The organism is Spongiibacter pelagi (genome assembly GCF_014705705.1).
Classification (GTDB): Bacteria; Pseudomonadota; Gammaproteobacteria; order Pseudomonadales; family Spongiibacteraceae; genus Spongiibacter; species Spongiibacter pelagi.
In genome coordinates, this window is record NZ_JACXLD010000002.1 from 221,619 (window position 1) to 244,315 (window position 22,697).

21 protein-coding genes are annotated in these 22,697 nt (G+C 51.9%); 11 read left to right on the forward strand and 10 right to left on the reverse strand.

What is annotated here, in order from left to right; genetic code table 11:
- Positions 1-40 precede the first annotated feature (40 nt).
- From IB286_RS05075 to IB286_RS05090, 4 genes are read left to right on the forward strand one after another with little or no spacing between them, the layout of a single operon-like run.
- Positions 41-1,588 carry a 2-isopropylmalate synthase gene (locus IB286_RS05075; RefSeq protein WP_190763146.1) on the forward strand — a complete coding sequence of 516 codons (1,548 nt, stop codon included), beginning with the start codon at positions 41-43 and terminating at the stop codon, positions 1,586-1,588.
- Positions 1,588-2,382, forward strand: a complete 795-nt coding sequence (locus IB286_RS05080; RefSeq protein ID WP_190763148.1) for a hypothetical protein — start codon at positions 1,588-1,590, stop codon at positions 2,380-2,382. The genes IB286_RS05075 and IB286_RS05080 overlap by 1 nt, the downstream gene beginning before the upstream one ends.
- Positions 2,382-2,861, forward strand: coding sequence for a ribosomal protein S18-alanine N-acetyltransferase (gene rimI / locus IB286_RS05085; RefSeq protein WP_190763150.1), 480 nt, complete (start codon positions 2,382-2,384; stop codon positions 2,859-2,861). Before IB286_RS05080 ends, rimI begins: the two co-directional genes overlap by 1 nt.
- A gap of 24 nt (positions 2,862-2,885) precedes the next feature.
- Positions 2,886-3,290: a hypothetical protein gene (locus IB286_RS05090; RefSeq protein ID WP_190763153.1), complete on the forward strand. Its 405-nt coding sequence runs from the start codon at positions 2,886-2,888 to the stop codon at positions 3,288-3,290.
- A gap of 22 nt (positions 3,291-3,312) precedes the next feature.
- On the opposite strand, the gene IB286_RS05095 is transcribed toward IB286_RS05090, so the two are convergent.
- From IB286_RS05095 to metG, 7 genes are all read right to left on the reverse strand, one after another.
- The gene (locus tag IB286_RS05095) at positions 3,313-4,026 is read right to left on the reverse strand and encodes an electron transport complex subunit E (protein ID WP_190763155.1); all 714 of its coding nucleotides are present in this window, start codon (positions 4,024-4,026) and stop codon (positions 3,313-3,315) included.
- The gene (gene rsxG / locus IB286_RS05100) at positions 4,023-4,679 is read right to left on the reverse strand and encodes an electron transport complex subunit RsxG (RefSeq protein WP_190763157.1); all 657 of its coding nucleotides are present in this window, start codon (positions 4,677-4,679) and stop codon (positions 4,023-4,025) included. The genes IB286_RS05095 and rsxG overlap by 4 nt, the downstream gene beginning before the upstream one ends.
- A complete protein-coding gene (rsxD, locus tag IB286_RS05105) occupies positions 4,679-5,725 on the reverse strand; it encodes an electron transport complex subunit RsxD (RefSeq protein ID WP_190763159.1) in 1,047 nt (348 codons plus the stop codon). Before rsxD ends, rsxG begins: the two co-directional genes overlap by 1 nt.
- A gap of 15 nt (positions 5,726-5,740) precedes the next feature.
- Positions 5,741-7,870 (reverse strand): electron transport complex subunit RsxC, encoded by a 2,130-nt coding sequence (gene rsxC, locus IB286_RS05110; RefSeq protein ID WP_190763161.1) that lies wholly within the window; start codon positions 7,868-7,870, stop codon positions 5,741-5,743.
- Positions 7,871-7,879: 9 nt separating this feature from the next.
- A complete protein-coding gene (gene rsxB / locus IB286_RS05115) occupies positions 7,880-8,479 on the reverse strand; it encodes an electron transport complex subunit RsxB (RefSeq protein ID WP_190763163.1) in 600 nt (199 codons plus the stop codon).
- A 2-nt stretch (positions 8,480-8,481) separates the two neighbouring features.
- Positions 8,482-9,060 (reverse strand): electron transport complex subunit RsxA, encoded by a 579-nt coding sequence (gene rsxA, locus IB286_RS05120; RefSeq protein WP_190763165.1) that lies wholly within the window; start codon positions 9,058-9,060, stop codon positions 8,482-8,484.
- A gap of 150 nt (positions 9,061-9,210) precedes the next feature.
- Complete coding sequence (gene metG, locus IB286_RS05125; RefSeq protein WP_190763168.1) at positions 9,211-11,253, reverse strand: methionine--tRNA ligase; 2,043 nt, start codon at positions 11,251-11,253, stop codon at positions 9,211-9,213.
- A gap of 308 nt (positions 11,254-11,561) precedes the next feature.
- Here metG and apbC point away from each other — a divergent pair, with 308 nt between their 5' ends.
- Both apbC and dcd read left to right on the forward strand, forming a co-directional pair.
- Positions 11,562-12,650 carry an iron-sulfur cluster carrier protein ApbC gene (apbC, locus tag IB286_RS05130; protein WP_190763170.1) on the forward strand — a complete coding sequence of 363 codons (1,089 nt, stop codon included), beginning with the start codon at positions 11,562-11,564 and terminating at the stop codon, positions 12,648-12,650.
- A gap of 35 nt (positions 12,651-12,685) precedes the next feature.
- Entirely contained in the window at positions 12,686-13,252 is a 567-nt protein-coding gene (dcd, locus tag IB286_RS05135; RefSeq protein WP_190763172.1) for a dCTP deaminase, read from the forward strand.
- Positions 13,253-13,275: 23 nt separating this feature from the next.
- Here the strand turns inward: dcd and IB286_RS05140 are convergent, their stop codons facing one another.
- The 3 genes from IB286_RS05140 to purM are packed head-to-tail and all read right to left on the reverse strand — an operon-like array spanning position 13,276 to position 15,751.
- A complete protein-coding gene (locus IB286_RS05140) occupies positions 13,276-14,094 on the reverse strand; it encodes a DUF3108 domain-containing protein (protein ID WP_190763174.1) in 819 nt (272 codons plus the stop codon).
- A complete protein-coding gene (purN, locus tag IB286_RS05145) occupies positions 14,048-14,695 on the reverse strand; it encodes a phosphoribosylglycinamide formyltransferase (protein ID WP_190763176.1) in 648 nt (215 codons plus the stop codon). The genes IB286_RS05140 and purN overlap by 47 nt, the downstream gene beginning before the upstream one ends.
- 6 nt (positions 14,696-14,701) lie before the next feature.
- Positions 14,702-15,751, reverse strand: coding sequence for a phosphoribosylformylglycinamidine cyclo-ligase (purM, locus tag IB286_RS05150; protein WP_190763179.1), 1,050 nt, complete (start codon positions 15,749-15,751; stop codon positions 14,702-14,704).
- Between the two features lie 179 nt (positions 15,752-15,930).
- Between purM and IB286_RS05155 the strand changes: the two genes are divergently transcribed.
- The 5 genes from IB286_RS05155 (at position 15,931) to IB286_RS05175 (ending at position 22,638) form a co-directional block, all read left to right on the forward strand.
- Positions 15,931-17,061 (forward strand): DUF2066 domain-containing protein, encoded by a 1,131-nt coding sequence (locus IB286_RS05155; protein ID WP_190763181.1) that lies wholly within the window; start codon positions 15,931-15,933, stop codon positions 17,059-17,061.
- Complete coding sequence (locus IB286_RS05160; protein ID WP_317889706.1) at positions 17,058-18,230, forward strand: AI-2E family transporter; 1,173 nt, start codon at positions 17,058-17,060, stop codon at positions 18,228-18,230. Before IB286_RS05155 ends, IB286_RS05160 begins: the two co-directional genes overlap by 4 nt.
- A complete protein-coding gene (gene hda / locus IB286_RS05165; RefSeq protein WP_190763183.1) occupies positions 18,227-18,925 on the forward strand; it encodes a DnaA regulatory inactivator Hda in 699 nt (232 codons plus the stop codon). The genes IB286_RS05160 and hda overlap by 4 nt, the downstream gene beginning before the upstream one ends.
- A 168-nt stretch (positions 18,926-19,093) precedes the next feature.
- The gene (locus IB286_RS05170; protein ID WP_190763184.1) at positions 19,094-20,209 is read left to right on the forward strand and encodes an OmpA family protein; all 1,116 of its coding nucleotides are present in this window, start codon (positions 19,094-19,096) and stop codon (positions 20,207-20,209) included.
- A gap of 245 nt (positions 20,210-20,454) precedes the next feature.
- Positions 20,455-22,638, forward strand: a complete 2,184-nt coding sequence (locus IB286_RS05175) for a molybdopterin oxidoreductase family protein (RefSeq protein ID WP_190763187.1) — start codon at positions 20,455-20,457, stop codon at positions 22,636-22,638.
- The last annotated feature ends 59 nt before the right edge of the window (positions 22,639-22,697 follow it).

Consider the following 22,697-nt stretch of genomic DNA (forward strand, 5'->3'; position numbering starts at 1 on the left):
AGGCTGATAAGATCAGAAACAGCCGCAGAAGGAGTGCATTATGTCTAAAGACCGCCTAGTCATTTTTGATACCACTTTGCGCGATGGCGAACAGAGCCCCGGCGCTTCCATGACTCGGGATGAGAAAGTTCGCATTGCCAAAATGCTGGAAAAAATCGGCGTCGATGTTATCGAGGCCGGTTTTGCCATTGCCAGTGTTGGCGATTTTGAGGCGGTTCGTGCGGTTGCTGAGGCGGTGTCAGAGAGCACCATTTGTAGCCTTTCTCGCGCTGGCGTTCAGGATATTGATCGGGCTGCAGAAGCGCTCAAACCGGCGGCTAATTCACGCATTCACACCTTTATTGCAACTTCTCCAATTCATATGCAATACAAATTGCGCATGGAGCCGGACGCCGTTGTTGAGCGAGCGATAATGGCGGTGAAGCACGCGCGTAATCTGGTCGCCGATGTGGAATTTTCCTGTGAGGATGCTTCGCGCTCTGAGTTTGATTTTCTGTGCCGGATTATCGAACAGGTTATCAACGCCGGTGCCCGCACCATCAATTTGCCTGATACGGTTGGTTACGGTGAGCCGGGTGAATACGGCGAACTGATTGGCCGTTTGCTGAACACCATTCCCAATGCCGACAAGGCGATTTTCTCGGTGCATTGCCATAACGATCTTGGCCTCGCGGTGGCCAATTCACTGTCGGCAGTAATGCATGGCGCCCGTCAGGTCGAATGTACGATTAATGGTTTGGGTGAGCGGGCGGGTAATGCCGCATTGGAAGAAATTGTGATGGCAGTGCGTACGCGCCATGATTTATTTCCGGTCGATGTGGGTATCGATACCAGCCATATTGTGCCGACCTCCAGACTGGTTTCTTCTATCACTGGTTTTCCGGTGCAGCCCAATAAAGCCATTGTGGGTGCCAATGCCTTTGCCCATGAGTCGGGTATCCATCAAGACGGGGTACTGAAGCATCGCGAAACCTATGAAATTATGCGCGCCCAAGATGTGGGTTGGCACAATAATAAATTGGTGCTGGGCAAGCACTCCGGTCGTGCCGCCTTCAAAGCCCGCCTTGAAGAGCTGGGTATTGAAATCGGCGATGACAATGCCATGCAGCTTGCCTTTACTCGCTTTAAAGAATTGGCGGATAAAAAGCACGAAATCTTCGATGAAGACCTGCAGGCGTTAATGAACGATATGCAGCCGGCGGATCGTCCGCGTCCCTTCCAATACCTTGGTTTGGAGGCGGTCTCCCGCACGGGCCATCATCCCCGTGCCGATGTGCGCTTGGAAATAAACGGTGCGGAGCAATTGGCCAGTGCGGTGGGCGACGGCCCAGTTGATGCGGCATTTAAGGCGATTGAATCCGCTGTTGAGAGCGGCGCCACATTGCAGTTGTACTCGGTTAATGCAATTACTACCGGCACCGATTCGCAAGGGGAAGTTCAAGTTCGCCTAGAGCGAAACGGCCAGATCGTAAACGGCAATGGTGCAGATACCGATATTATTGTCGCTTCTGTTAAAGCCTATTTGGATGCCTTGAACCTGCTGGCCGATGATGAGGCGCGTGCCCATCCTCAGCGCGAAGGTGTGTAGTGGCGAATCAACTCGCCTATCTTGAGCGCTTGGGCATTTCTTACTATGTCCCGCGTTTTGTACTGCCCGGCGCTTTGCCTTCGGTCGCATTGGCTTTTGATACTCAGCAAGAGATAGATGGGCAGTTTCCTTCTCATAAAGAGCTTCCTTCTCATGGAGAGCATCCTTCCCAAGGGGAGTCAATTCCTAGCACTGAGGCAGGCGCGAACGCCGAGGCTGGCGAACACGCTAGAGATCAAGGTAGAGCATCACTTTCGGCTTTTGTGGGCGATAAGCCCGTGGCTAAGACTGAGGCGAGTGGCGTAGACAAGCCTGTTGTTACAGCGCAGGAAAATACGGCTGCGGTGCAATTTAAGGCCTCATTAGTCGATAGCGGAGCGGGTATTTTAATGCTTGCTCCGGTGAGCGCTGGCCCCTTGGATAATGACAGCAAACGCTTGTTGGCGAATATTGCCCAAGCTGCGGTAAAGCATTACCAGCTGCCCTATGAGCTGCAATTTAACGCGGCTCATTTTGGCTGGCCGATGCACAATATTCCCGGTATTGAGCAAGGCTTGGTGGCGGCCAGAGAGGCATTTACCGCCAGTGTACTGGCTCGCCTAGAATTGAAACCTCAGCGGCTATTGCTGGTTTTTGGTGATGAGTTGGTGGCGTATCTGGATACCGTCTTGCTTGAACAGCACGGTGTTCAGTGTGTCTTCAGTGAACCCACCGCCAAGCTTCTGAATAATCCCAATGGCAAAGCTGAGCTCTGGCGCCAGCTAAAAGCCATTCGTTTTGCTGTTACTGAGTAATGAATATTTCCGCGGCCGAGCTGGTGTCAGCGCCTTTCAGCCTGCGGGAATTTGGCTCGCCGGACTTAGCATTATGCGACCGTTTTTCTAAACACTCTGACCCGCACAGTTGGAGTTTGGCGAATTGGAAACACAGCCTGCAAGGTGATACCTGCTTGGGGCTGTACGAGCAGGAAACGCTACTGGCGGTGGTGGCATTTTCCCTAGTATTGGATGAGCTCAGCTTGCTGAATATCGTCGTTGATCGCGATCAGCGTGGCAGGGGCTTAGGGAAAATTTTGCTGCTTGCCGGTCTTGAGTGGATGCAGCAGTTCGGTGCCCAGCGCTGTGTGCTGGAGGTGCGAGAGTCCAATGATTCTGCTCGCGCCTTGTACCGCAAGCTGGGTTTTACGGAAGATGGATTGCGACGAAATTATTACCCCTTAGATGGGGGGCATGAACACGCGGTGTTGATGTCGGCAGATTTGCCCTTGGAATAATATTTAACACAATGTGGAATGGCTATGCGCGAAATTGAAAGTGATTGGTGGTTTATTGCTCTGCCTGAGCAGTGGCATAGCGAGCAAGACGAAGACAGTATTCTGATTTTTGATGAAGACGAGCTGGGCTGTATCAGCCTGTCTACTCTGCAGGCAGAATCCGGACAAAAGGCCGATGAAGCCGCCTTACTCGGACTGCTAAAGCAACTGGATTACAAGGCCAGTGAAGGCGTGCCAGTGGAAGTTGGCGAGGGTTGGCGAGGGCTGGAATATGAAACCGAGGAAGAAGGTGATTACATCCGCGAGTGGTTTCTCTACGGCCACGGCTTATTATTACTAATTAGCTATTCCTGCGCGGAAGAAGATCGCGATATGGATCGGGCCGCGGTTGATGAAATCCTATCAACCTTGCGGCCCATCGCGCTTTAACTCTTATCGTTTTAATTAGCCCTTAGCTAATGTTGCCGGTGACGCGAACGCGCCGGCTAACGGTTGGCTCATCGGCTTTCTTAGCGGCTTCGCGTTTCTTAATCTGGCCATCAATCATGTTTTTCATGGCAATGATCAGGCCGGTAAAAATAAAGGCGCCCGGCGGCAAAATGGCGACCAGCACGTTTTTATAATCCGCAAATAGTGTGATTTTCCAGTTGGCGGCGCCTGCTCCAAACAACAGATCCATATTGGCGAAAATAGCGCCGGTGCCCACAACCTCGCGGATTGCACCAAGCAAGATCAATACGCCGGTAAATCCCACCCCCATAATAAAGCCATCCCACATCGAGGGCAGCAGGCTGTTCTTGCTGGCAAAGGCATCGGCACGGCCGAGGATTACGCAGTTGGTGGTAATCAAGGGGAGAAATATGCCGAGGATGGTGAATAACTCGTAGGCGAAAGCCTGCATTAGCAGCTCGATGCAGGTCACGGCGGCGGCGATAATCATCACAAAGCTCGGCAGACGAATCGCATCGGTAGTGAAGTTGCGGATCATTGCCACGCAGGAGTTGGATACCGTTAATACCAGCGTTGTTGCCAGCCCCATGCCGATGGCGTTAATCACACTGCCGGTCACCGCAAGCAGTGGGCACAGGCCAAGTAATTGAACTATGGCGGGGTTGTTTTTCCAAAGTCCGTTGAGCGAAATGTCGCGGTAGCTGATATCACTCATTGTGCTGTCTCTCCTGCACTTTGCTTTTGTTCAAGTGCTAACTGGGTAAATAGCTGGTCGCGATTGGCGTCAAAATACTGCAGCGCCCGGTGCACGGCAGCGGTCACCGCTCTGGGGGTGATGGTTGCGCCGGTAAATTGATCAAAGATACCTTTGTCTTTTTTTACCTTCCACTGGGCAGTGCTGGTGCTTTCCAAGCTGTGACCGATAAAACCATCTACCCAGTGACTTTTCTTGTAATCCACCTGATCGCCCAAGCCCGGTGTTTCTCGGTGGTTGAGAACCCGAACGCCGGCAACGCTGCCGTCGAGATTAATGCCGATAATCATGTCGACATCGCCGGTGTAACCATCGCGCGCGGTTGAGGGAAGAATCACCGCAATTGGCTGTGATTTATTCATGGCGATATACACGCGCTTTTCTTCACGCAGGCCCAAAAGACTGGAGTCTGAAATGGGCAGGCTGTCATCCAGCATACTGTTGTCGTGGCGCGAGCGGGGAATAATTTCCAGCAGGGCTTTTTCTTCTGCGTGACGAATATTGTCGCTGATTTTTCCACGCGTAGAGAGGTAGGTGCCGGAGATAATGCCGGTCGTTAATACCGCAAACAGGCCCAGCAGAATGCCGTTTTTGCCAATGGATTCACCCAGCATCAGTTGGACTCCTTAGCGCTTTTTTTATGGCCATAAGTGCGCGGTTGGGTGTAGTGATCAATCAGCGGTGCGGCAAAGTTCATCAGCATCACCGAGAAAGCAATCGCATCGGGGTAATTGCCCCAGCTGCGAATCAGGTACACCAAAATACCGATCAGGGCGCCGTAAACCACTCTGCCTCGATTTGATACCGCCGAGGTCACAGGGTCAGTGACGATAAAAAACGCACCGAGCATGGTCGCGCCACTAAACAGGTGAAACAGGGGAGAGCCACCGGAATTTGAACTGCCGCCGTCATAAAACAGCGCTGCCATTACTGACAGGGCAATCAACATGCTTAAAGGTGCATGCCAGGTGAATACACGGCGATACAACAGGTAGGCGCCGCCCAGTAGAAAGCCCGCATTTGCCCATTCCCAGCCAATGCCGGCGTATTGGCCAAACTGCGGAGTTTGCTGCCACAACTCAGCCAAGGTGGCGCTGCTGTTTTGTTTAAGAATATCTAGAGGCGTCGCGGCGGTGACCGCATCAACACTACCAAGACCCAGGCTGTGTTGCAGGGCTTCAATAGGGCCGAGCAGGGCGCTATTCCCCATTACTCCGCCATCAAAGGGTTGCAGCCATGTGGTCATTTCCACTGGGAAGGAAATCAGCAGCATGACATAAGCCGCCATAGCGGGATTGAAAGGGTTGTAACCCATGCCGCCGTAGAGCTGTTTGCAGATCAGAATGGCAAAGCCGGTGCCGACTAAAATCAGCCAGATGGGGGAGGCGGGCGGTAGTGCAATACCTAGTAAAACCGCCGTTACCAATGCGCTGCAATCGTTTAAATAAAAGCCGATGGGGCGGCTGCGAAATTTAAGCGCAAGGGCTTCAAAAGCCAGTGCAGAGATCGATGCCCAAAGAATATTGCTCAGGGTGCCAAAACCAAAGAACCACGTAAGCGCCAAAATGCCGGGCAAGGTCGCAAGAATTACCAAGCGCATTACCTTGGCGGTGCTCATTGGGCCATGGGCGTGGGGCGAGCTGATTTTTAAAAGTGCCATGCTTTCAGTAGCCCCTTAAGATTGTGATTCTAGATTGTGGTTTTCGAGTTGCTGGCGCGCGTCTGCCAACTTGTCTTGCAGCTTGGCCAATGAGTCTTCCAGCACGCCAACGGTTTCTGCCCCTTGTTCTTTCGCTTGAGCCAGTTTCTGTTCGGCTTTGGCGATACGGGTTTCCAAGGAGCTGACGTTCTGTTGCAGCTTATCGGTTTCGCTAAGATTGGCTTGTGCTTCACGTGCGGCCATTGCGCGCGCAATCGCCGCTTGGGCGGGGTCTAACTCTGCTTGTGGCGGTTCTGCCGGTGCCGCGCTTTTCAGGCTGGCCAAATGAGCTTCCAATTCTTGACGGCTGCTGTCTAGTTTGGCCTGGGTTTTTTCTACCGCAGTGGCAAAGGCCGCGACTTTATCGTCGCCTTGCTCTTGGGCAAGGGTCAGTTTTTGCTGGGCCGCAGTTAGACGTTTTTCGGTGCTGGCGACCTGTTTTTCCAATCGCTCGGTTTTTTGCTCGGACGTTTCATCAACTTCACCGCCAGCGCGTTTGGCTTGGGCGCGAGCAATTGCCGCTTGAGCGGGATCGAGATTTTCTGGGCTGGCATTTTCAGTAGGTGCGTTTCCGCCTTCCTGTGCGGCTTTTTTCGCTTTGCTGCGTTCAATAGCCGCTTGAATGGCATCGGCTTTACTGTCGCCTGCGGCGGCACTGGCTTGTTTCGCCTTGGCCGCTTCCAAACGCGCTTTGCGCTTGGCTTCTTTTTCCGCTTCTTCTTGCTCGATACGTTCTTTGCGCGCCTCAAAGCGCACTTTGCTGCGGTCGGCTTTGGCCTTGTCTTGCTGGGCCTGACGAATCTCCGCTTTGGAAGCGCGATAATACTGTACCAGCGGAATATTGCTGGGGCAGGCGTAGCTGCAGGCGCCGCATTCTATGCAGTCAAACAGATTGTGTTCTTCGAGTTTGTCGTGCTCTTGCGCACGAGAAAACCAATACATTTGCTGGGGTAGCAGTGAAACCGGGCAGGCCTCGGCGCACATGCCGCAGCGAATACAGGCTTGTGCAGGTGGTGGTGCTGGCAATTCATCTCGAGTGGGCGCCAGTACACAGTTGCTGGTTTTTACAATCGGGGTTGCGGTGTCTTCGAGGGTGTAGCCCATCATCGGGCCGCCCATAACTAGGCGCGAACAGCGCGAGGAGTCAAAGCCGCTTTTGTCTAATAAATACTGTACCGGTGTACCCAGTAGGGTTTCGTAGTTGCGTGGTTGCTGGCAAGCATTACCGGTGACAGTAGTGATCCGTGAAATCAGCGGTTCGCCAAATTCAATGGCGCGATGAATGGCCACGGCGGTGCCGATATTCTGACAGACAATACCGATATCCGCAGGCAGGCCGCCACTGGGCACTTCTCGGCCAGTAAGGATTTGAATAAGTTGTTTTTCGCCGCCTGAAGGATATTTGGTGGGGAAAACCACGATCTCGATATTGCTTCCCGCTGCCGCAGCTTGCAGTGCGGCAATGCCTTCGGGCTTATTGTCTTCGACACCGATCAGCGTCTGCTCGCTGGGTTGCACGATGTATTGAAGAATTTTCACCCCGGCAATAATTTGCTCGGCGCGTTCGCGCATCAAAATATCGTCGGCGGTGATGTAAGGTTCACATTCAGTCCCGTTGATAATCAGCGTATCAATGGGTTTGCTTGGATGGCCCGCCAGCTTCACTGCGGAGGGGAAGCCGGCGCCGCCCATACCCGCAATACCCGCGTTGCGGATAATATCTAATAAGGTTTCTTTGGTTTCGCCGGTGTAGTCGCTCAGGCCCTTGTGCGCTATCCACTCATCCTTGTTATCAGTTTCAATAATGACGCAGGGAGCGGTCATGCCTGAAGGATGGGGAATAATGCGAGGCTCTATGGCTACCACGGTGCCGGAGCTTGGCGCGTGTACGGGCGCGCTAACAAAGCCTTTGGCTTCGGCGATTAATTGTCCCTTTAAAACCCGGTCGCCAACATTCACCACTGGCGCTGCTGGTGCGCCGATATGTTGTGACAGAGGCAGAATCAATTGCGATGGAATGCCCGCAGTTTGAATTTTTTCGCCCAGCGATTGATGTTTGTTTTCCGGGGGGTGAATGCCGCCGTGAATATCCCAAATCTGTCTCATTCTTATACCTTAAGCCACAGCGCGATTCGGGTCGCGATCGCTGGCGATAATGTCTTCCGCAGGCGTTGGTTTTGGCCAGTGCCAGGTTTGCAGTGTGGTGGCAATGGGGCGCATCTCGATGCAGTCGACCGGGCAGGGTTCAACGCACAGGTCACAGCCGGTACATTCACTGGCGATAACGGTATGCATGTGCTTGGCAGAGCCGAGGATGGCATCGACCGGGCAGGCCTGAATACATTTGGTACAGCCAATACATTCGTCTTCGCGGATAAAGGCGACCGAGGGAATGTTTTCTTCGGCGGCGTCCAGTGGTTTGGCTTCAACGCCCAATAAATCCGAAAGCGCGGCGATCGTGGTCTCGCCACCGGGAGGGCATTTATTAATTTCGTCGCCACCGGCAATGGCTTCAGCGTAGGGTCGGCAGCCGGGGTAGCCGCACTGACCACATTGGGTTTGCGGAAGTAAGGATTCGATTTGGTCGGTGATGGGGTCACCTTCGGTTTTGAATTTAACCGAGGCGAAACCAAGCAGTGCGCCAAACACCAAGCCGAGGCTGACCAGCGCAATCAGTGCGGAGATAAAGCCGTGTTCAGTAAGAAATTCGATCATGCTTACACCAGTCCTGCAAAGCCCATAAAGGCCAGTGACATCAGGCCGGCAGTGACCATGCCGATGGCGGGGCCTTTAAAGTGCACGGGAACATCGGCCACATTGATGCGTTCACGCATGGCGGCAAACAGGACCAGCACCAGTGAGAAACCCAGCGCGGCGCCAAAGCCATACAGGGCGGATTGGGTGAAGCTATGGCCTTTATTGATGTTCAGCAGTGCCACACCGAGTACGGCGCAGTTGGTGGTGATCAGGGGTAGAAAAACGCCGAGCACTTTGTAGAGCAGTGGGCTGGTTTTGCGTACCACCATTTCGGTGAATTGCACCACCACGGCGATCACTAGAATAAAGCTGATTGTGCGCAGGTATTCCAGTCCAAGGGGGAGTAGCAGCCATTCGTAAGTCATCCAGCTGCAAATAGAGGCGAGGGTGAGTACGAAGGTGGTGGCGCTGGACATGCCAATGGCGGTTTCCAATTTGCCAGACACGCCCATAAAGGGACACAGGCCCAGAAACTGCACCAGTACAAAGTTATTAACCAGAATGGCGCTAATCAATAAAATTGAATAGTCCGCAATCATTGTATTTCCCCGCAGTAAAAGTGGCGCAATGTGGTACGCGACACCGCGAAATATAATTATAAATTTCGATTACACTATTTTATTTCGAACAAGCGTTCAATTAAAAACTTTTTAATCTTGAAAGCCTTATCGCTTTCACCGATAAGACGCTTATTGAATACGCATTCCCGGCTGGGCGCCCTCGTCTGGAGAGAGCAGCCAAATCTCTTTTTGGCCGGGGCCGGCGGCCAGCACCATGCCCTCTGACATGCCAAAGCGCATTTTTCTAGGCTGCAGATTGGCGACCATGACGGTGAGTTTGCCGACTAGTTGTTCCGGTGCATAGGCGGATTTAATACCGGCAAAAACCTGACGCTGGCCGAGTTCGCCCAGATCCAGTTGCAATTGCAGCAGCTTATCTGCGCCTTCGACGTGATCGGCGGCAATGATTTTGGCAACTCGCAGATCGATTTTGGCGAAATCTGGAAACTCAATAGTGTCGGCGATAGCGGGAAGGCTGTCTGAGGCCGCTTTTTCTTTCTTACTCGTTTTAGCAGGTTTCTCGGCAGGTGCCGCAGTGGTTTCACTGCTGTCATCTACCATGGCTTGTACTTTATCGGGGTCAACCCGCGCCATCATCGCTTCAAATTTTTCAATGCGGTGATTGAGCAGTGGGGCGGGATCGGTGGCCAAGCTCAAACGGGTATTGAGGAAGGCCTCGGTTTTTTCTGCGAGTTCAGGCAGAACGGGTGCCAGATAAGCAACCAGCGCAGCAAAATTATTCAGGCACTGGCTGGCGACTTCGGCCGCTTTCAGAGCGCCGCCTTCTTCTTTGGCCAGTTTCCAAGGTTCGCAGGCATCGAAATATTCATTGGTGGCATCGGCCAGCGCCATGATGTCGCGAATCGCTTTACTGTAATCGCGGGCTTCGAAATTGGCGGCGATGGGCTCGCGAGCATCGACAATGCGTTGCCAGAGCTCAGGGTTATGCAAGCTGCCACACAGAGTGGAGTCATTGCCCTTGGTTACAAATTTGGCGCTGCGGCTGGCGATATTAATGAGCTTACCCACTAGGTCGGCGTTGACGCGTTGGGTGAAATCTTCCAGATTGAGGTCGATATCGTCGACCGCGCCGGACAGTTTGGCGGCAAAGTAGTAGCGCAGGTATTCGGCGGGCAGGTGTTTCAAGTAAGTCTCGGCCTTGATAAAGGTGCCGCGCGACTTGGACATTTTTTTGCCGTTCACGGTTAAAAAGCCGTGGGCAAAAATTGCCGTGGGTTTGCGGTATCCAGACGCATCTAGCATGGCTGGCCAGAACAGGCCATGGAAATTGATAATGTCTTTGCCGATAAAGTGGTACAGCTCGGCGTCGGAGTTTGCACCCCAGTAGTCTTCAAAATTGCGGCCGCTGGTTTTACACCAGTTGGCACAGCTGGCCATATAGCCGATGGGAGCATCCAGCCAGACATAAAAGTATTTACCGGGCGCGCCGGGAATTTCAAAGCCGAAATAAGGTGCGTCGCGGGAGATATCCCAGCTCTGCAGCCCTGCGTCCAACCATTCGCGCAGCTTGTTGGCAATTTGCGGTTGCAGGCTGTCGCTGCCAGTCCAGTTGCGCAGCAGGGTGTCGAATTCAGCCAGCTTGAAGAAATAGTGGGTTGAGGCTTTTTCTACCGGCGTCGCGCCTGAAATAGCAGAGCGCGGGTTGATAAGTTCCGCTGGGGTATAGGTTGCGCCGCAGGCTTCGCAGTTGTCGCCGTACTGATCTTCGGCTTTACATTTTGGACAGCTACCCTTGATATAGCGGTCGGCCAGAAACAATTGTTTTTCCGGGTCGTAAAGCTGGGTAATTTCGCGGCGCTCAATATAGCCACCCGCATCCAGTTTTTTGTAAATCTCTTCGGCGTAGTGTTGGCACTCATCAGAATGGGTGCTGTAATAATTTTCAAAGCGAATCAGAAAGCCGTTTAAGTCGCGCTCATGCTCGGCTTTGATGCGGGCGATTTGTTCTTCAGGGGTGATACCCAGCTTTTCGGCGGTGAGCATGATGGCGGTGCCGTGGGCGTCATCGGCGCAGAGGTAGATGCAATCGTTACCGCGCAGCTTTTGAAAACGTACCCAGATATCTGTCTGGATAGATTCCAGCAAATGGCCGAGGTGAAGTGGGCCATTGGCATAGGGCAGTGCGCTGGTGACGAGTATCTTGCGCGGCATGGAGTGTCCTTATCAGTAAAGTTCAGTAAAGGCATCAGCGTGAGAAGACAAACGGTCGTCAAGTATATTGACGAAGTGCGCGTTGTCAAATTGAGGTTAAGCTGGCCTTTTATTGGTGAAACGAATTGTCGTAACGAGTAAAAATTCAGGCGCAATACTATAGCGTTTTTGTGGCTGCGGCGCATTAGCTAAAGCCGCTCCAAAACCCCGGTGTAAGGTATTTGTACCCACTTCTGCGTGGGCGTATACTCGCTGGCTTCCGCGGGTACTGTCCCGCTCGACCCGGTATTTCAAGGATTTTCAACGCAGTGAGCCTTTCTACGTCAGTTTCATCCTCTCTTTCTGGCCTGGTTTTGCCGGGTTTAAGCTTGCCGCTAGGGGAGTGCGCCGAATTTGAGCTTGCTGAGCAAGCCGGCAAGGTTAGCGTTTTGGTGACGTTGGGTTTTCCTGCGCAAACTCAGCAAACGGCATATGAAGCTTGGTTGGCCGAGCAGCTTGGGGCGCAGTTTCCTGAGGCCCGTTTCGATGTGACGATAACGTGGTCAATTGCAGCGCATCCTGCTCAGGGTAATCTGCAAAATCTCGACAGCATTCGCAATATTATTGCGGTGGCTTCTGGCAAGGGCGGCGTGGGTAAATCCACCACGTCAGTGAATCTGGCTTTGGCGCTGGCCAAAGAGGGTGCCAAAGTGGGGCTGCTGGATGCGGATATTTACGGGCCGAGTCAGCAAATGATGCTAGGCGTGGCAGAGGGTGTTCGCCCGGAACAATACGGCACGCATTATCTTTTACCTATTACCGCGCATGGTATTCAGTCTATGAGCATGGGGTATTTGGTGACTGAGAAAACACCTATGGTTTGGCGTGGGCCTATGGCAACGGGTGCCTTGCAGCAGTTGCTATATCAAACCTATTGGCAGGATTTGGATTACCTGATTATTGATATGCCGCCGGGAACTGGCGATATTCAGTTAACCCTCTCGCAAAAGGTGCCGCTGGCGGGCAGTGTGGTGGTGACTACGCCACAGGATATTGCGCTGCTGGATGCCAAGAAAGGGATCGAGATGTTTGCTAAGGTTTCGGTGCCGGTGCTGGGTGTGGTTGAAAATATGGCGATGCATATTTGCAGCCAATGTGGTCATGCCGAGGCGATTTTTGGTGAGGGCGGCGGTGAAGAGATTGCCGCTGAATATGGTGTTGCCATGTTGGGTTCTTTGCCGCTGTCGCGGCAGATTCGTGAGCAGGCGGACAGTGGTCAGCCAGTCATGGTGACTGATCCGAATGGCGAAGCCGCAGCCCTGTATTTAAATGTGGCTAGAGGGATGGCCGCAGAATTGGCGCGTAGAAATAAACAGGGTGCGCAGCTAGCGCCGACGATTAGTATTAGCGATGATTGATACCGATTTACGGTATTCAACAGAATAGGAAGAGTATGTCGATTAAATCAGATAAGTGGATTCGCCGGATGGCGGAGCAGCAGGGCATGATTGAGCCCTTTGAGCCGGGTCAGGTGCGTGAAAATGAAGGTGGCCGGATTATTTCATACGGAACCTCTAGCTACGGCTACGACGTGCGTTGCTCAAATGAATTCAAGGTGTTTACCAATACCTATTCGGCCACGGTAGACCCAAAGAACTTTGATGAGCGCAGCTTTGTCGATATTACCGGCGATTACTGCATCATTCCGCCAAACTCTTTTGCCTTGGCGCGCACGGTGGAATATTTTCGGATTCCCCGCAGTGTGTTGACTGTGTGTTTGGGTAAGTCGACCTACGCTCGCTGCGGCATTATTGTGAATGTCACGCCGCTTGAGCCAGAGTGGGAAGGGCATGTCACGCTGGAGTTTTCCAATACCACAACGTTACCTGCCAAAATTTACGCCAATGAAGGCGTTGCGCAGATGTTGTTTTTTGAATCGGATGAAGTGTGCGATACCAGTTATAAAGATCGCGGCGGTAAATATCAGGGGCAGACCGGTGTGACCCTGCCAAAAACCTGATGAGTCAAGAGAGCGGTTAGCCGTTATGCGCCAACCGCTTTGCCCGCGAGCTGGGCATTGAGTAGTTCAAGCATGAATAGCTCGTCTTCATCCCGGCTTTCCAGCCGAACAATCAGATAGTTCCAATCCTTTGCTAGCCAAACCAGCATGGCATTATCCCGGTCTTCGGGTTTGTCTTTGCGGTAGCGACGCAGTTTTATGGTGTTTAATTTGCCCGCCGGTGTGTCGAGAACTTCTTCGCCAGCGATCTCAAGAACAAAGGTTTTCATCTTGCCCTTGGTGAGAATAGTTTGCTCTAGCTTGTCGGCAAAGCGATTATCAATCAGTGCCTGACGCATTTGTAATTGTGCGCTGAGTTGGTCGGTGTATTCTGGCAGCAGCGGCATTTGCCAAGGTTTGCGAAAGGTCTGATCGCTGGCGGTCAGATTTTGCCAGTCAAAATTGATTTGCTGATTTTGACGGCTGGAAATACTGTTTTCGTAGTTGTAAAACAGTGGTCGCAATTGGCCGTCATGCTCTTTTAATTGGCTCTCTTCGCTCACCCGAATAAAAAATAGTTTGGCTTTTTGGCTGAGCTGCCACTGATTGTCGCCATTCTTTACTAGGGATCTTTTCGCTTCCGCCGACAGGCCATTGTGATGCATGCGGTAGTAGGCGGTATAAGGCAGTAATACACTGCTTGGCGCGTTTTGTTCAATGGCTTGTATAGCCGTTGCTTGTTCAGAAGTGATTTGCTCAGTTTCAGTGGCAGCGCTGAATAGCGGTGCGGCCAATAACAGCAGGGTGAGGGCGTGCTTAAGCTGTTTCGTAAGCCAGTCCGCTTGCTGGAATCTGTACATCATCAAAAAAAGCCTCGGAGTGCCTGAGTGTGAGTTTTCCCTGCGCAAACCAATTTACGGCGGCAGGATAAATCAGATGCTCTTTGGACAATACCCGGTTGGCGAGAGTTTCTGCAGAGTCGCCGGGCAAGATTGGTACTTTTGCCTGTAAAACTGGTGGGCCACCATCTAACTCCTCGGTCACAAAGTGCACGGTGGCACCGGCTTCGCTGTCGCCAGCATCGATAGCGCGTTGATGGGTATGCAAGCCGGGATATTTTGGCAGTAGTGAGGGATGAATATTAAGCAGGCGGCCGAGGTAACGACGAACGAAGTCGGGCGTTAAAATTCGCATAAAGCCGGCAAGCACGACCAAATCAGGTTGGAACTGGTCGATAACTTCACTGAGAGCGATATCGAAGGACTCGCGGCTGTCGAACTGGGTGTGCTCGACACAGGCGGTAGCGATGCCGGCTTCTTGCGCCCGAACTAGACCTAGAGCCTGGGGTTTATTGCTGATGACGGCAGCCACTTGGTAATGGCTGCCGGTCGTTTGTCCTTGATCAATAATGGCTTGTAGGTTTGAGCCGCTGCCAGAGATCAGAACGACGATTTTGCAGGGCATTGGGACTTACAGCCCTTCCAGAATAACGCGCTCGTCATCTTCGGTTGCGGCGGCAATATGACCGACCACAGCAACTGTTTCACCTTGCTGGCGGAGAAGGTCGAGAATGCCTTCAACGTCATTCTTGTCGACAGCCATAATCATGCCGAGACCGCAGTTAAAGGTGCGGTACATTTCGCGGTCTTCAACATTGCCGTTTTCTTGTAGCCAATCAAAGATGGCAGGGCGCTCCCAGCTGCGTACATCAATGACCGCTTTGGTATTGCGTGGCAAAACCCGTGGAATATTTTCAAGCAAGCCGCCGCCGGTGATGTGGGCTAGGGCGTTAATCGGATATTGCTTGAGCAGATTCAGAATTTGTTTCACGTAGATGCGTGTTGGGGTCAGCAGGGTTTTGCCGAGTGTGGAGTCACCAAAGGGTTCGTCCAACTTGGCGCCGCTGACTTCGACAATTTTACGGATCAGTGAATAGCCGTTGGAGTGTGGGCCAGAAGATCCAATGCCGATTAAGGTATCGCCAATTTTTACTGAGCTGCCGTCAATGATTTTGGCTTTTTCTACAACGCCGACACAGAAACCGGCTAGGTCGTAATCTTCGCCTTCGTACATGCCTGGCATTTCAGCGGTTTCGCCACCGACCAGTGCGCAACCAGACTGCTCGCAACCTTGTCCGATACCGGAGACAACATTGGCGGCGATATCCACATTTAGCTTGCCGGTGGCGTAATAGTCTAAAAAGAACAGGGGTTCCGCGCCGGTAACCAGTAGGTCGTTAACACACATAGCAACCAGATCAATGCCGATGCTGTCGTGAATGCCGGTATCCATGGCGAGTTTTAATTTGGTGCCCACGCCGTCAGTGCCGGAAACTAAAACCGGCTCTTTATAGCCTGAGGGGAGTTGGCACAGTGCGCCAAAACCACCGAGTCCACCCATGACTTCTGGACGTTGGGTGCGTTTTGCGACATCTTTGATTCTTGCGACTAGGGCGTCTCCGGCATCGATGTCAACACCGGCGTCTTTGTAACTCAGGGAAGGTTTCGATACGTCGCTCATGGTCACTCTTTCAGTTCTCGTCAGGGGTTCGGTATGGCAGGCCGCGTATTCTATCGCGATTGGCGGTTCAGTACAGTAGCAAAGCCGGGAAAATAACCAAGCAGGGGCTGCTTTGCCCGGACCGGAGCCGTTGTTACAATGCCGTCGCCCATTTGTTTTTTGATTTTGGATACCGTCTGGTGAAGAAAAAGCCCTTAGCTGGTTTATTGAAGAAGCCTTTAGCTGATTTATTTATCCTGCCTTTAATAGCACTGTTGGCGGCTTGCTTGGTCTCTGCTCCGGTGTCTGCCGATGTTGTGCAAAAATTGTACGATGCTGCCTTGCCTTTGGAGAGTGGTCGGGCGGAGCTTAGCCAAGTTCAGATTCGTGAAGGTCTCCGTCAGGTGTTTGTTCGTGTCTCCGGGGAGTCTGAATTGGATGTTGAACCCGGTATTGCCGAGGCTCTAGCTGATCCGAAGCCGTTTCTAAGCCAGTACAATTTTCGTCGACAGCGAGACGAGTTGGGGCAGGAGCGAGTGATTCTGGATATGAGTTTCTCTCCTCGTCAGGTGAATGGCACTTTGCAGTCTGCGGGTTTGCCCGTGTGGTCGTCGAACCGCCCTGCGGTTTTGGTGTGGATGGTGATTGACACTGCACAGGGGCGCCAATTTCTTAACGCTGAAAATTCAGACATGGCCCTTCAGGCTCTGCGAGAGGAGGCTTACCGGCGCGGTTTAGCTTTGCAATTTCCTCTGCTTGATTTAGAAGATCGCGGTGCGCTAAGCGTTGATGCGCTTTGGTCTATGTCGGTCAATCAAGTGCGTACGGCATCTGAGCGCTACCGCGCACCCTATGTGTTGATGGGTAAGGCAACAGCCTTGTCATCGGGAAGCTGGTTGGCTAGTTGGGCGGTACTGGAGGCTGAGCAAAGTCAGCGTTTAGACACGCAAGGAATGGGCATTAATCAGGTATTGGCGCCGGTGATTGATTTTATTGCAGACAGCCAGGCTGATCAGTATGCATTGACCGGTACCGGGCAGGATGCACAAGCAAACCTCATTGCCGTAAAAGGTGTCGCCGACTTTGCCACGTATGCTGAAATTCTGACCTATCTTGAGGGTTTGGCGGTTGTCGAACACGCAAATTTAGTCTGGGCCGATGGCGAAGATATGGTGTTGGAGCTGGTTCTGAAGGATTCTCTGGATAAGGCTCAGCGGTTTTTGTCTCTCGATGGGCGCATGCAGCCATTATTGGGCGTGACTTCCGGTGTCGATGTTAAATCGGGGCTGATGCTGCAGGCCCGGTATCGCTGGCGAGGGCAGGGCCGGTGAGCTTTACGCCTCAATCAAGCAAGGTGAACTCCGGTTTGCTAGCCATTATTGGCTTAGTTTTTTGCTACTTTTTATTAAGCTCTTTGGCGCCGGTGTTGATGCCTTTTGTGGTGGCGGCGGTACTGGCTTATATCGGTGATCCGCTGGCGGATAGGTTGGAAGCAAAGGGCTTGTCGCGCACTGGGGCGGTGGTTGTGGTGTTTTGCGGCCTGAGTTTTGTAGGACTAACGGCATTTGTCATTGCCTTGCCTGCCTTAATTGAGCAATCGCAGTTGTTGCTGCAGCGATTATTACAACTGACGCTTTGGATTCAGCAAACCCTGTGGCCGAATATGCGGGTCAGTCTGGGTTTGGCGGATGAAACACCAAGTATAGAAACGGCGCGTAAGGCGCTGAGCGGCCATTGGGGAAGTGCCGGGGCGGTGCTGGGTTTTCTTTGGGAGAAGCTCAGCGGTTCCAGCTTGTTGTTCTTTACTTGGCTAGCCAATCTCACGTTGATTCCTGTGGTTGCGTTCTATTTATTGCGCGACTGGGACATATTAGTCGCCCGTATCCACCATTTATTACCTCGCAGATACGAACCTAAAATTGCCTTAATCGCCAGAGAGTGTGACTCGGTGCTGGGTGCATTTGCGCGCGGACAGTTATTGGTGATGTTGGCGCTGGCGGTTGTGTACACCGTTGGTTTGGCATTGGTGGGATTGGATATGGCGCTGGTATTAGGCATGTTGGCCGGCTTGGCCAGTGTGGTGCCGTACTTGGGATTTATTGTCGGCATTATCGCTTCTGAGGCGGCGGCATTTTTCCAGTTTGACAGTGTTTGGCCCATGGTGGCGGTTGCGGTGGTATTCGGCATTGGTCAGTTGTTGGAAGGGATGTGGCTGACGCCAGTATTAGTCGGCGAGAAGATCGGCCTGCACCCGGTGGCGGTGATTTTTGCCGTGCTTGCCGGCGGCCAGTTGTTCGGCTTTCTTGGTATCTTGCTGGCCTTACCAATTGCGGCGGTAATTAAGGTGATGCTGGATCATGCTGGGGAGTTTTATTTAACCAGCGTTTGGTATGGCCCTCAGTCTTACCTGGAAAATGGTGAGATAGAAGCTGAAGTGGCGTGCGACGATGAGACAAATAAAGAGTCTGGTCAGCAGTCTGAACCGGAGGCTGACAAGTGAGTGTGGCTCGTCAGTTAACTCTGAGATTAAAACTCGATTCGGCCCTGAGCTTTGATAATTTCTTTACCGTGGAAGCCAATCTTATGGCGATCGCGGAGCTGCGGCGGCAAGCTGCGGGGCAGGGAGAGCAGTGGCTTTACTTGCATGGGCCGCAGGGGTGCAGTCATTTGCTGCAGGCCGTGTGCAATTCTGCTCAAGCTGCAGGGCGCATGGCACTGTATCTTCCTTTAAAAGACGTGGCGGCGTATTCGCCTGTGGATGTGTTGTCTGGCCTTGATGCTGTGGATTTGATTTGCTTGGATGATATCGGCGCTATCGCTGGTAAAGCCGAGTGGGAGCAGGCCTTATTTAATCTTTACAATCTTTCCCTGCAAACGGGTGTTTCTATCCTTGTGGCGGATGAGCTGCCCATGTCTGGTTTGGCTTTTCAGCTACCTGACCTGATTTCCAGATTGCAAAGCTTTTCAGTTTTGGGCATTGCCCCCATTAAAGAAGAAGAGCGTAAAGTTGCCTTGCAGTTTTGTGCGCAAAAGCGCGGCTTAGAGGTGAGTGACCAAGTTGCCGATTATTTGCTGAGTCGCACTGAGCGGGACTTTGCCTCCTTGCTGCAATTACTCGATCAGCTCGATGGCTTAAGCCTACAAAGAAAGCGCAAAATTACCATTCCCTTGGTAAAAGAGCTGCTGTGCTGCTAGAGTGTGCTCACCTGTGTGGGAGGAATAGTCCACAAAATGAACAGGTTAATTGGAAAAATTACACAAAAGTATGAGTGCATGGATCGCACTTCATGTTAATCTCACGCCAGTAGTATTGGTTTTTCCTTATTGTTTTAGTAATAGCGATAATCCTAGAGGGGAGATTATATGCGCCATTTAATGAAAGTTGCTGCTCTGACTGCCGCAGTGGCTGCGCCAACACTGGCGAGTGCAGAGCCAGCGAAGTGGTACCTGAATTCAGGTATTGGTTACAAAGCTTCTGATGAACAGTTTCTTGTTGAGGACGAGTCACCAGTAGTAACACTGGGTGTTGAAACTCGTTTGAACAAAAATTGGGGTGTTGAATTTTGGAATGCATTTAGCCGTCCGGATGATGAGTCTGGTGTTGGTGGCGATGCTAAATTCACCTCAGTTTCTATTGGCGGTATTTTTTATTCGCCAATCAGCGATACGGTTGAAACGTATATTGTTGGTGGTGTTGGCCATGCCACTTACAGTTTCGGCAACCGCCCTAGCGCCTTTGATAAAGAAGAATTTACCCAGCTGAATTTCGGTTCCGGTATTCGCTGGATGTTCTCTGAAATGGTGGGTCTGCGTGCAGAGGTTCGCTACCTGCACGGTGTAGATGACAGCACCGAAGAAGGCATTTTTACTGTTGGTTTGAGCGCGCCTCTGGGTGCTGCTGCTCCAGCTCCTGCTCCAGCGCCGGTTGAGTCTGATTCAGATGGCGATGGTGTTGCCGATAGCTTCGATAAATGTGCTGGCACTCCTGCTGGTGTAGGTGTTGATGCGCAAGGTTGCCCACTGGATGGCGATAGCGACGGTGTACCCAACTACCGCGACAAGTGCCCTAACACGCCAGCCGGTCGTCAAGTTGACAAATTTGGTTGTAAGTTCGTTTTGACTTCAACTGAAACCATCAAAATGGAAGTAGCTTTCCCTCTGAACTCTGCAGCGATTCCTGCGGCATACCAGGGTGAAATCGAGAAAGTTGCTGCTTTCATGAAGAAATTCGGTGGTGTTAGTGCCGTAGTTGAAGGTCATACCGACAGCCTAGGCGATGCTGGTTACAACAAGCAATTGTCTCAGCGTCGTGCGGATTCTGTTCGCAATGAGCTGATCAACAAGTATGGTATTGCTGCTAGCCGTTTGCGTGCGGTTGGTTACGGTGAAGAGCGTCCTGCGGAAAGCAATGCGACTCGCGAAGGCCGTGCTGCAAACCGTCGTGTTGTTGCAGTAGTTGAAGCTGAAGTTAGCAAGTAAGACTTCAAAGCTTGATCGAAAGGGGCCTTAAGGCCCCTTTTTTTATGCCCCAATTTCCCTCCTTTTTCTCTTTCTAAGCCGCTATTTTCAGAATCTTAATCGGCCGTTTTTAAACCTCCGTATTTGGCATGTTTCTTGTTATCTAATTGGGTAGAAAGCCGTTTTTTGCCTGAAGTCCCACTTTGGTGCATCAAGTTGAGGCGGCTAAAAAATTAAGTGCTCAAATATAGTGCAAAGAGGGTGGCATGATTTTCGGTAGAAAAAATCGCAAGCCAATTAGCATCACTGATAAAAAAGTGGTGGAGTGGAAATACGCTGTCTGTGGTTATTGTTCAACGGGCTGTTCTTTAGAGGTCGGTTTGAACAGCGAGGGCAAGCCAGTTGCCAGTCGTGGTAAGGGCAATGCCCCGGTGAACCAGGGCAAGCTTTGCATCAAAGGTATTTTTGAACACGAGCTCAGTGGAACCTCGGGGCGGGGCAAAGAGCCGCTAATCCGCAACCGCATTTATGAAAACTTCAATGTAACGGATTGGGATACGGCGCTGGATAAAACCGCTTCTGAATTTAAACGGATTCAGGATAAGTACGGGCGCGATAGCGTCGCCATTGTGTCTACCGGGCAATTGCTTACCGAAGAGTTTTATACGCTGGGTAAATTAGTGCGCGGTGTTATTGGCACCAATAACTACGACGGTAATACCACTTTGTGTATGGCCTCGGCGGTATCGGGTTATAAGCGTTCTTTTGGCTCTGATGGTCCTCCGGGTTGCTATGCGGATTTTGAAGAAACCTCTTGCCTGATGGCCTTCGGTTCCAATCTGCCTGAGCAGCACCCGATTATTTACTGGAAGCTAAAAGAGGCACTCGAGAAGCGCAAGTTTCCACTGATTGTGGTTGATCCTCGGGTGACGATGTTTGCCCAGTTTGCGGATATTCATTTGCCCATAACCCCCGGAACCGATTTGGTTCTACTTAATGCGCTGGCTCATGTGATCCTGAAAGAGGGTTTGCAAAAACAGGAATATATCGACGCCCACTGCAATGATTTTGAAGCGTTTAAAGCGACCGTTGAAAAATACGACCCGGTCACCGCTTCGCGGATTTGCGGGATTGATCCGGACACCATCAAACACGTTGCGCGTATTTATGCTAAAGCACCGTCGGCGATGAGTATTTGGACCATGGGCATTAACCAAAGCACCCATGGCACCGATGGGGTGTGCGGCATCAATAACCTGAATTTGATCACCGGTAATATCGGTGTGGCAGGTGGTACCAGCTTATCGATTACCGGCCAGTGCAATGCCATGGGGACGCGGGAGTGGTCTTCTTGTTCGGGTCTGCCGGGCTACCGAATGCTGGAAAAACAGCAGCATCGCGATGAGGTTGCCCAGTTTTGGGGGGTTGATGAAAGCTTCTTTCCGGCCAAGCGCGGTTTGCAGCAAACCGATATTTTTCCGGCGATTGAGTCGGGTGAAATTAAAGCGCTGTGGATTGTCGCAACCAACCCACTGACTTCAATGCCCAATCAGCCACGTATTAAAAAGGCCTTGGAAAAATTGGAGTTTATGGTGGTGCAGGATGGTTATCAGGACTGTGAAACCGTGGATTTCGCCCATGTGTATCTACCCGCTGCGGTATGGGGTGAGAAAGAAGGGGTGCAAACCAATACTGAGCGCCGCGTGAACTTAGTGCGCAAATTTACTGAGCCACCAGGCAATGCCAAAGCTGATTACTGGATCTTCAATGAGTTGGCCAAGCGTTTTGAGCGTGGTCGTCAGATTCGTTTTCCGGAGACCAGTTCTGAGATTTTCGATGAAATGAAGCTGCTTTCCAAAGGCGAAGGGCGCAACCTCGATATCTCGGGAATGAGCCACGATTTAATCGAAGCTCAGCGCGGTATTCAGTGGCCAATGCGCGAAGGGGATGAAACCGGTAATCCACGGCTTTATAGCGATGGCGTATTTGCTACCCCCAATGGCAAAGCGAATCTGCTGGCCATGGATTATATCGAGGACAATGAAGTACCCGACGACAGCTTCCCGTTCTGGTTGAACAGTGGTCGGGTGGTGGAACATTTCCACACCCGAACCAAGACCGGAAAAATCGGTAACCTCAACAAGTTTAGCCCTACACCCTATATGGAAATGAATCCAGACTCGGCCAGAGAGTTGGGTGTTGAGCACCAGAAATATGTGCGTCTGGTTTCCCGGCGTGGTGACGCTGTAGTCATGGTGCAGCTAACCCAGCGGGTTGCGCGGAATATGGTGTTTATCCCCATGCACTACCACGACTGCGTAAATCGCTTATCGCTGGGCTTGCTCGACCCTTATTCAAGGCAGCCCGCTTTTAAACAGTGTGCAGTGCGAATTGAACATATCGATCAGAAAGAGGCGGCTCAGCTCAATGTAGAGCGGCGCGCTTTTTAATTTTTGAATTGCGTAATTCAGTTTTGTACAAGCCAAATAATTTAGAGCGCGGGCTGTTG

Coding starts and splice junctions, on each gene's coding strand:
- IB286_RS05170 (WP_190763184.1), top strand. CDS start 19,094: ATGCGCCATTTAATGAAAGTTGCTGCTCTGACTGCCGCAGTGGCTGCG.
- rsxA (WP_190763165.1), bottom strand. CDS start 9,060: ATGATTGCGGACTATTCAATTTTATTGATTAGCGCCATTCTGGTTAAT.
- purN (WP_190763176.1), bottom strand. CDS start 14,695: ATGCCCTGCAAAATCGTCGTTCTGATCTCTGGCAGCGGCTCAAACCTA.
- metG (WP_190763168.1), bottom strand. CDS start 11,253: ATGCCGCGCAAGATACTCGTCACCAGCGCACTGCCCTATGCCAATGGC.
- rsxD (WP_190763159.1), bottom strand. CDS start 5,725: ATGGCACTTTTAAAAATCAGCTCGCCCCACGCCCATGGCCCAATGAGC.
- IB286_RS05175 (WP_190763187.1), top strand. CDS start 20,455: ATGATTTTCGGTAGAAAAAATCGCAAGCCAATTAGCATCACTGATAAA.
- IB286_RS05075 (WP_190763146.1), top strand. CDS start 41: ATGTCTAAAGACCGCCTAGTCATTTTTGATACCACTTTGCGCGATGGC.
- IB286_RS05095 (WP_190763155.1), bottom strand. CDS start 4,026: ATGAGTGATATCAGCTACCGCGACATTTCGCTCAACGGACTTTGGAAA.
- dcd (WP_190763172.1), top strand. CDS start 12,686: ATGTCGATTAAATCAGATAAGTGGATTCGCCGGATGGCGGAGCAGCAG.
- rimI (WP_190763150.1), top strand. CDS start 2,382: ATGAATATTTCCGCGGCCGAGCTGGTGTCAGCGCCTTTCAGCCTGCGG.
- IB286_RS05090 (WP_190763153.1), top strand. CDS start 2,886: ATGCGCGAAATTGAAAGTGATTGGTGGTTTATTGCTCTGCCTGAGCAG.
- rsxC (WP_190763161.1), bottom strand. CDS start 7,870: ATGAGACAGATTTGGGATATTCACGGCGGCATTCACCCCCCGGAAAAC.
- purM (WP_190763179.1), bottom strand. CDS start 15,751: ATGAGCGACGTATCGAAACCTTCCCTGAGTTACAAAGACGCCGGTGTT.
- rsxB (WP_190763163.1), bottom strand. CDS start 8,479: ATGATCGAATTTCTTACTGAACACGGCTTTATCTCCGCACTGATTGCG.
- IB286_RS05140 (WP_190763174.1), bottom strand. CDS start 14,094: ATGATGTACAGATTCCAGCAAGCGGACTGGCTTACGAAACAGCTTAAG.
- rsxG (WP_190763157.1), bottom strand. CDS start 4,679: ATGCTGGGTGAATCCATTGGCAAAAACGGCATTCTGCTGGGCCTGTTT.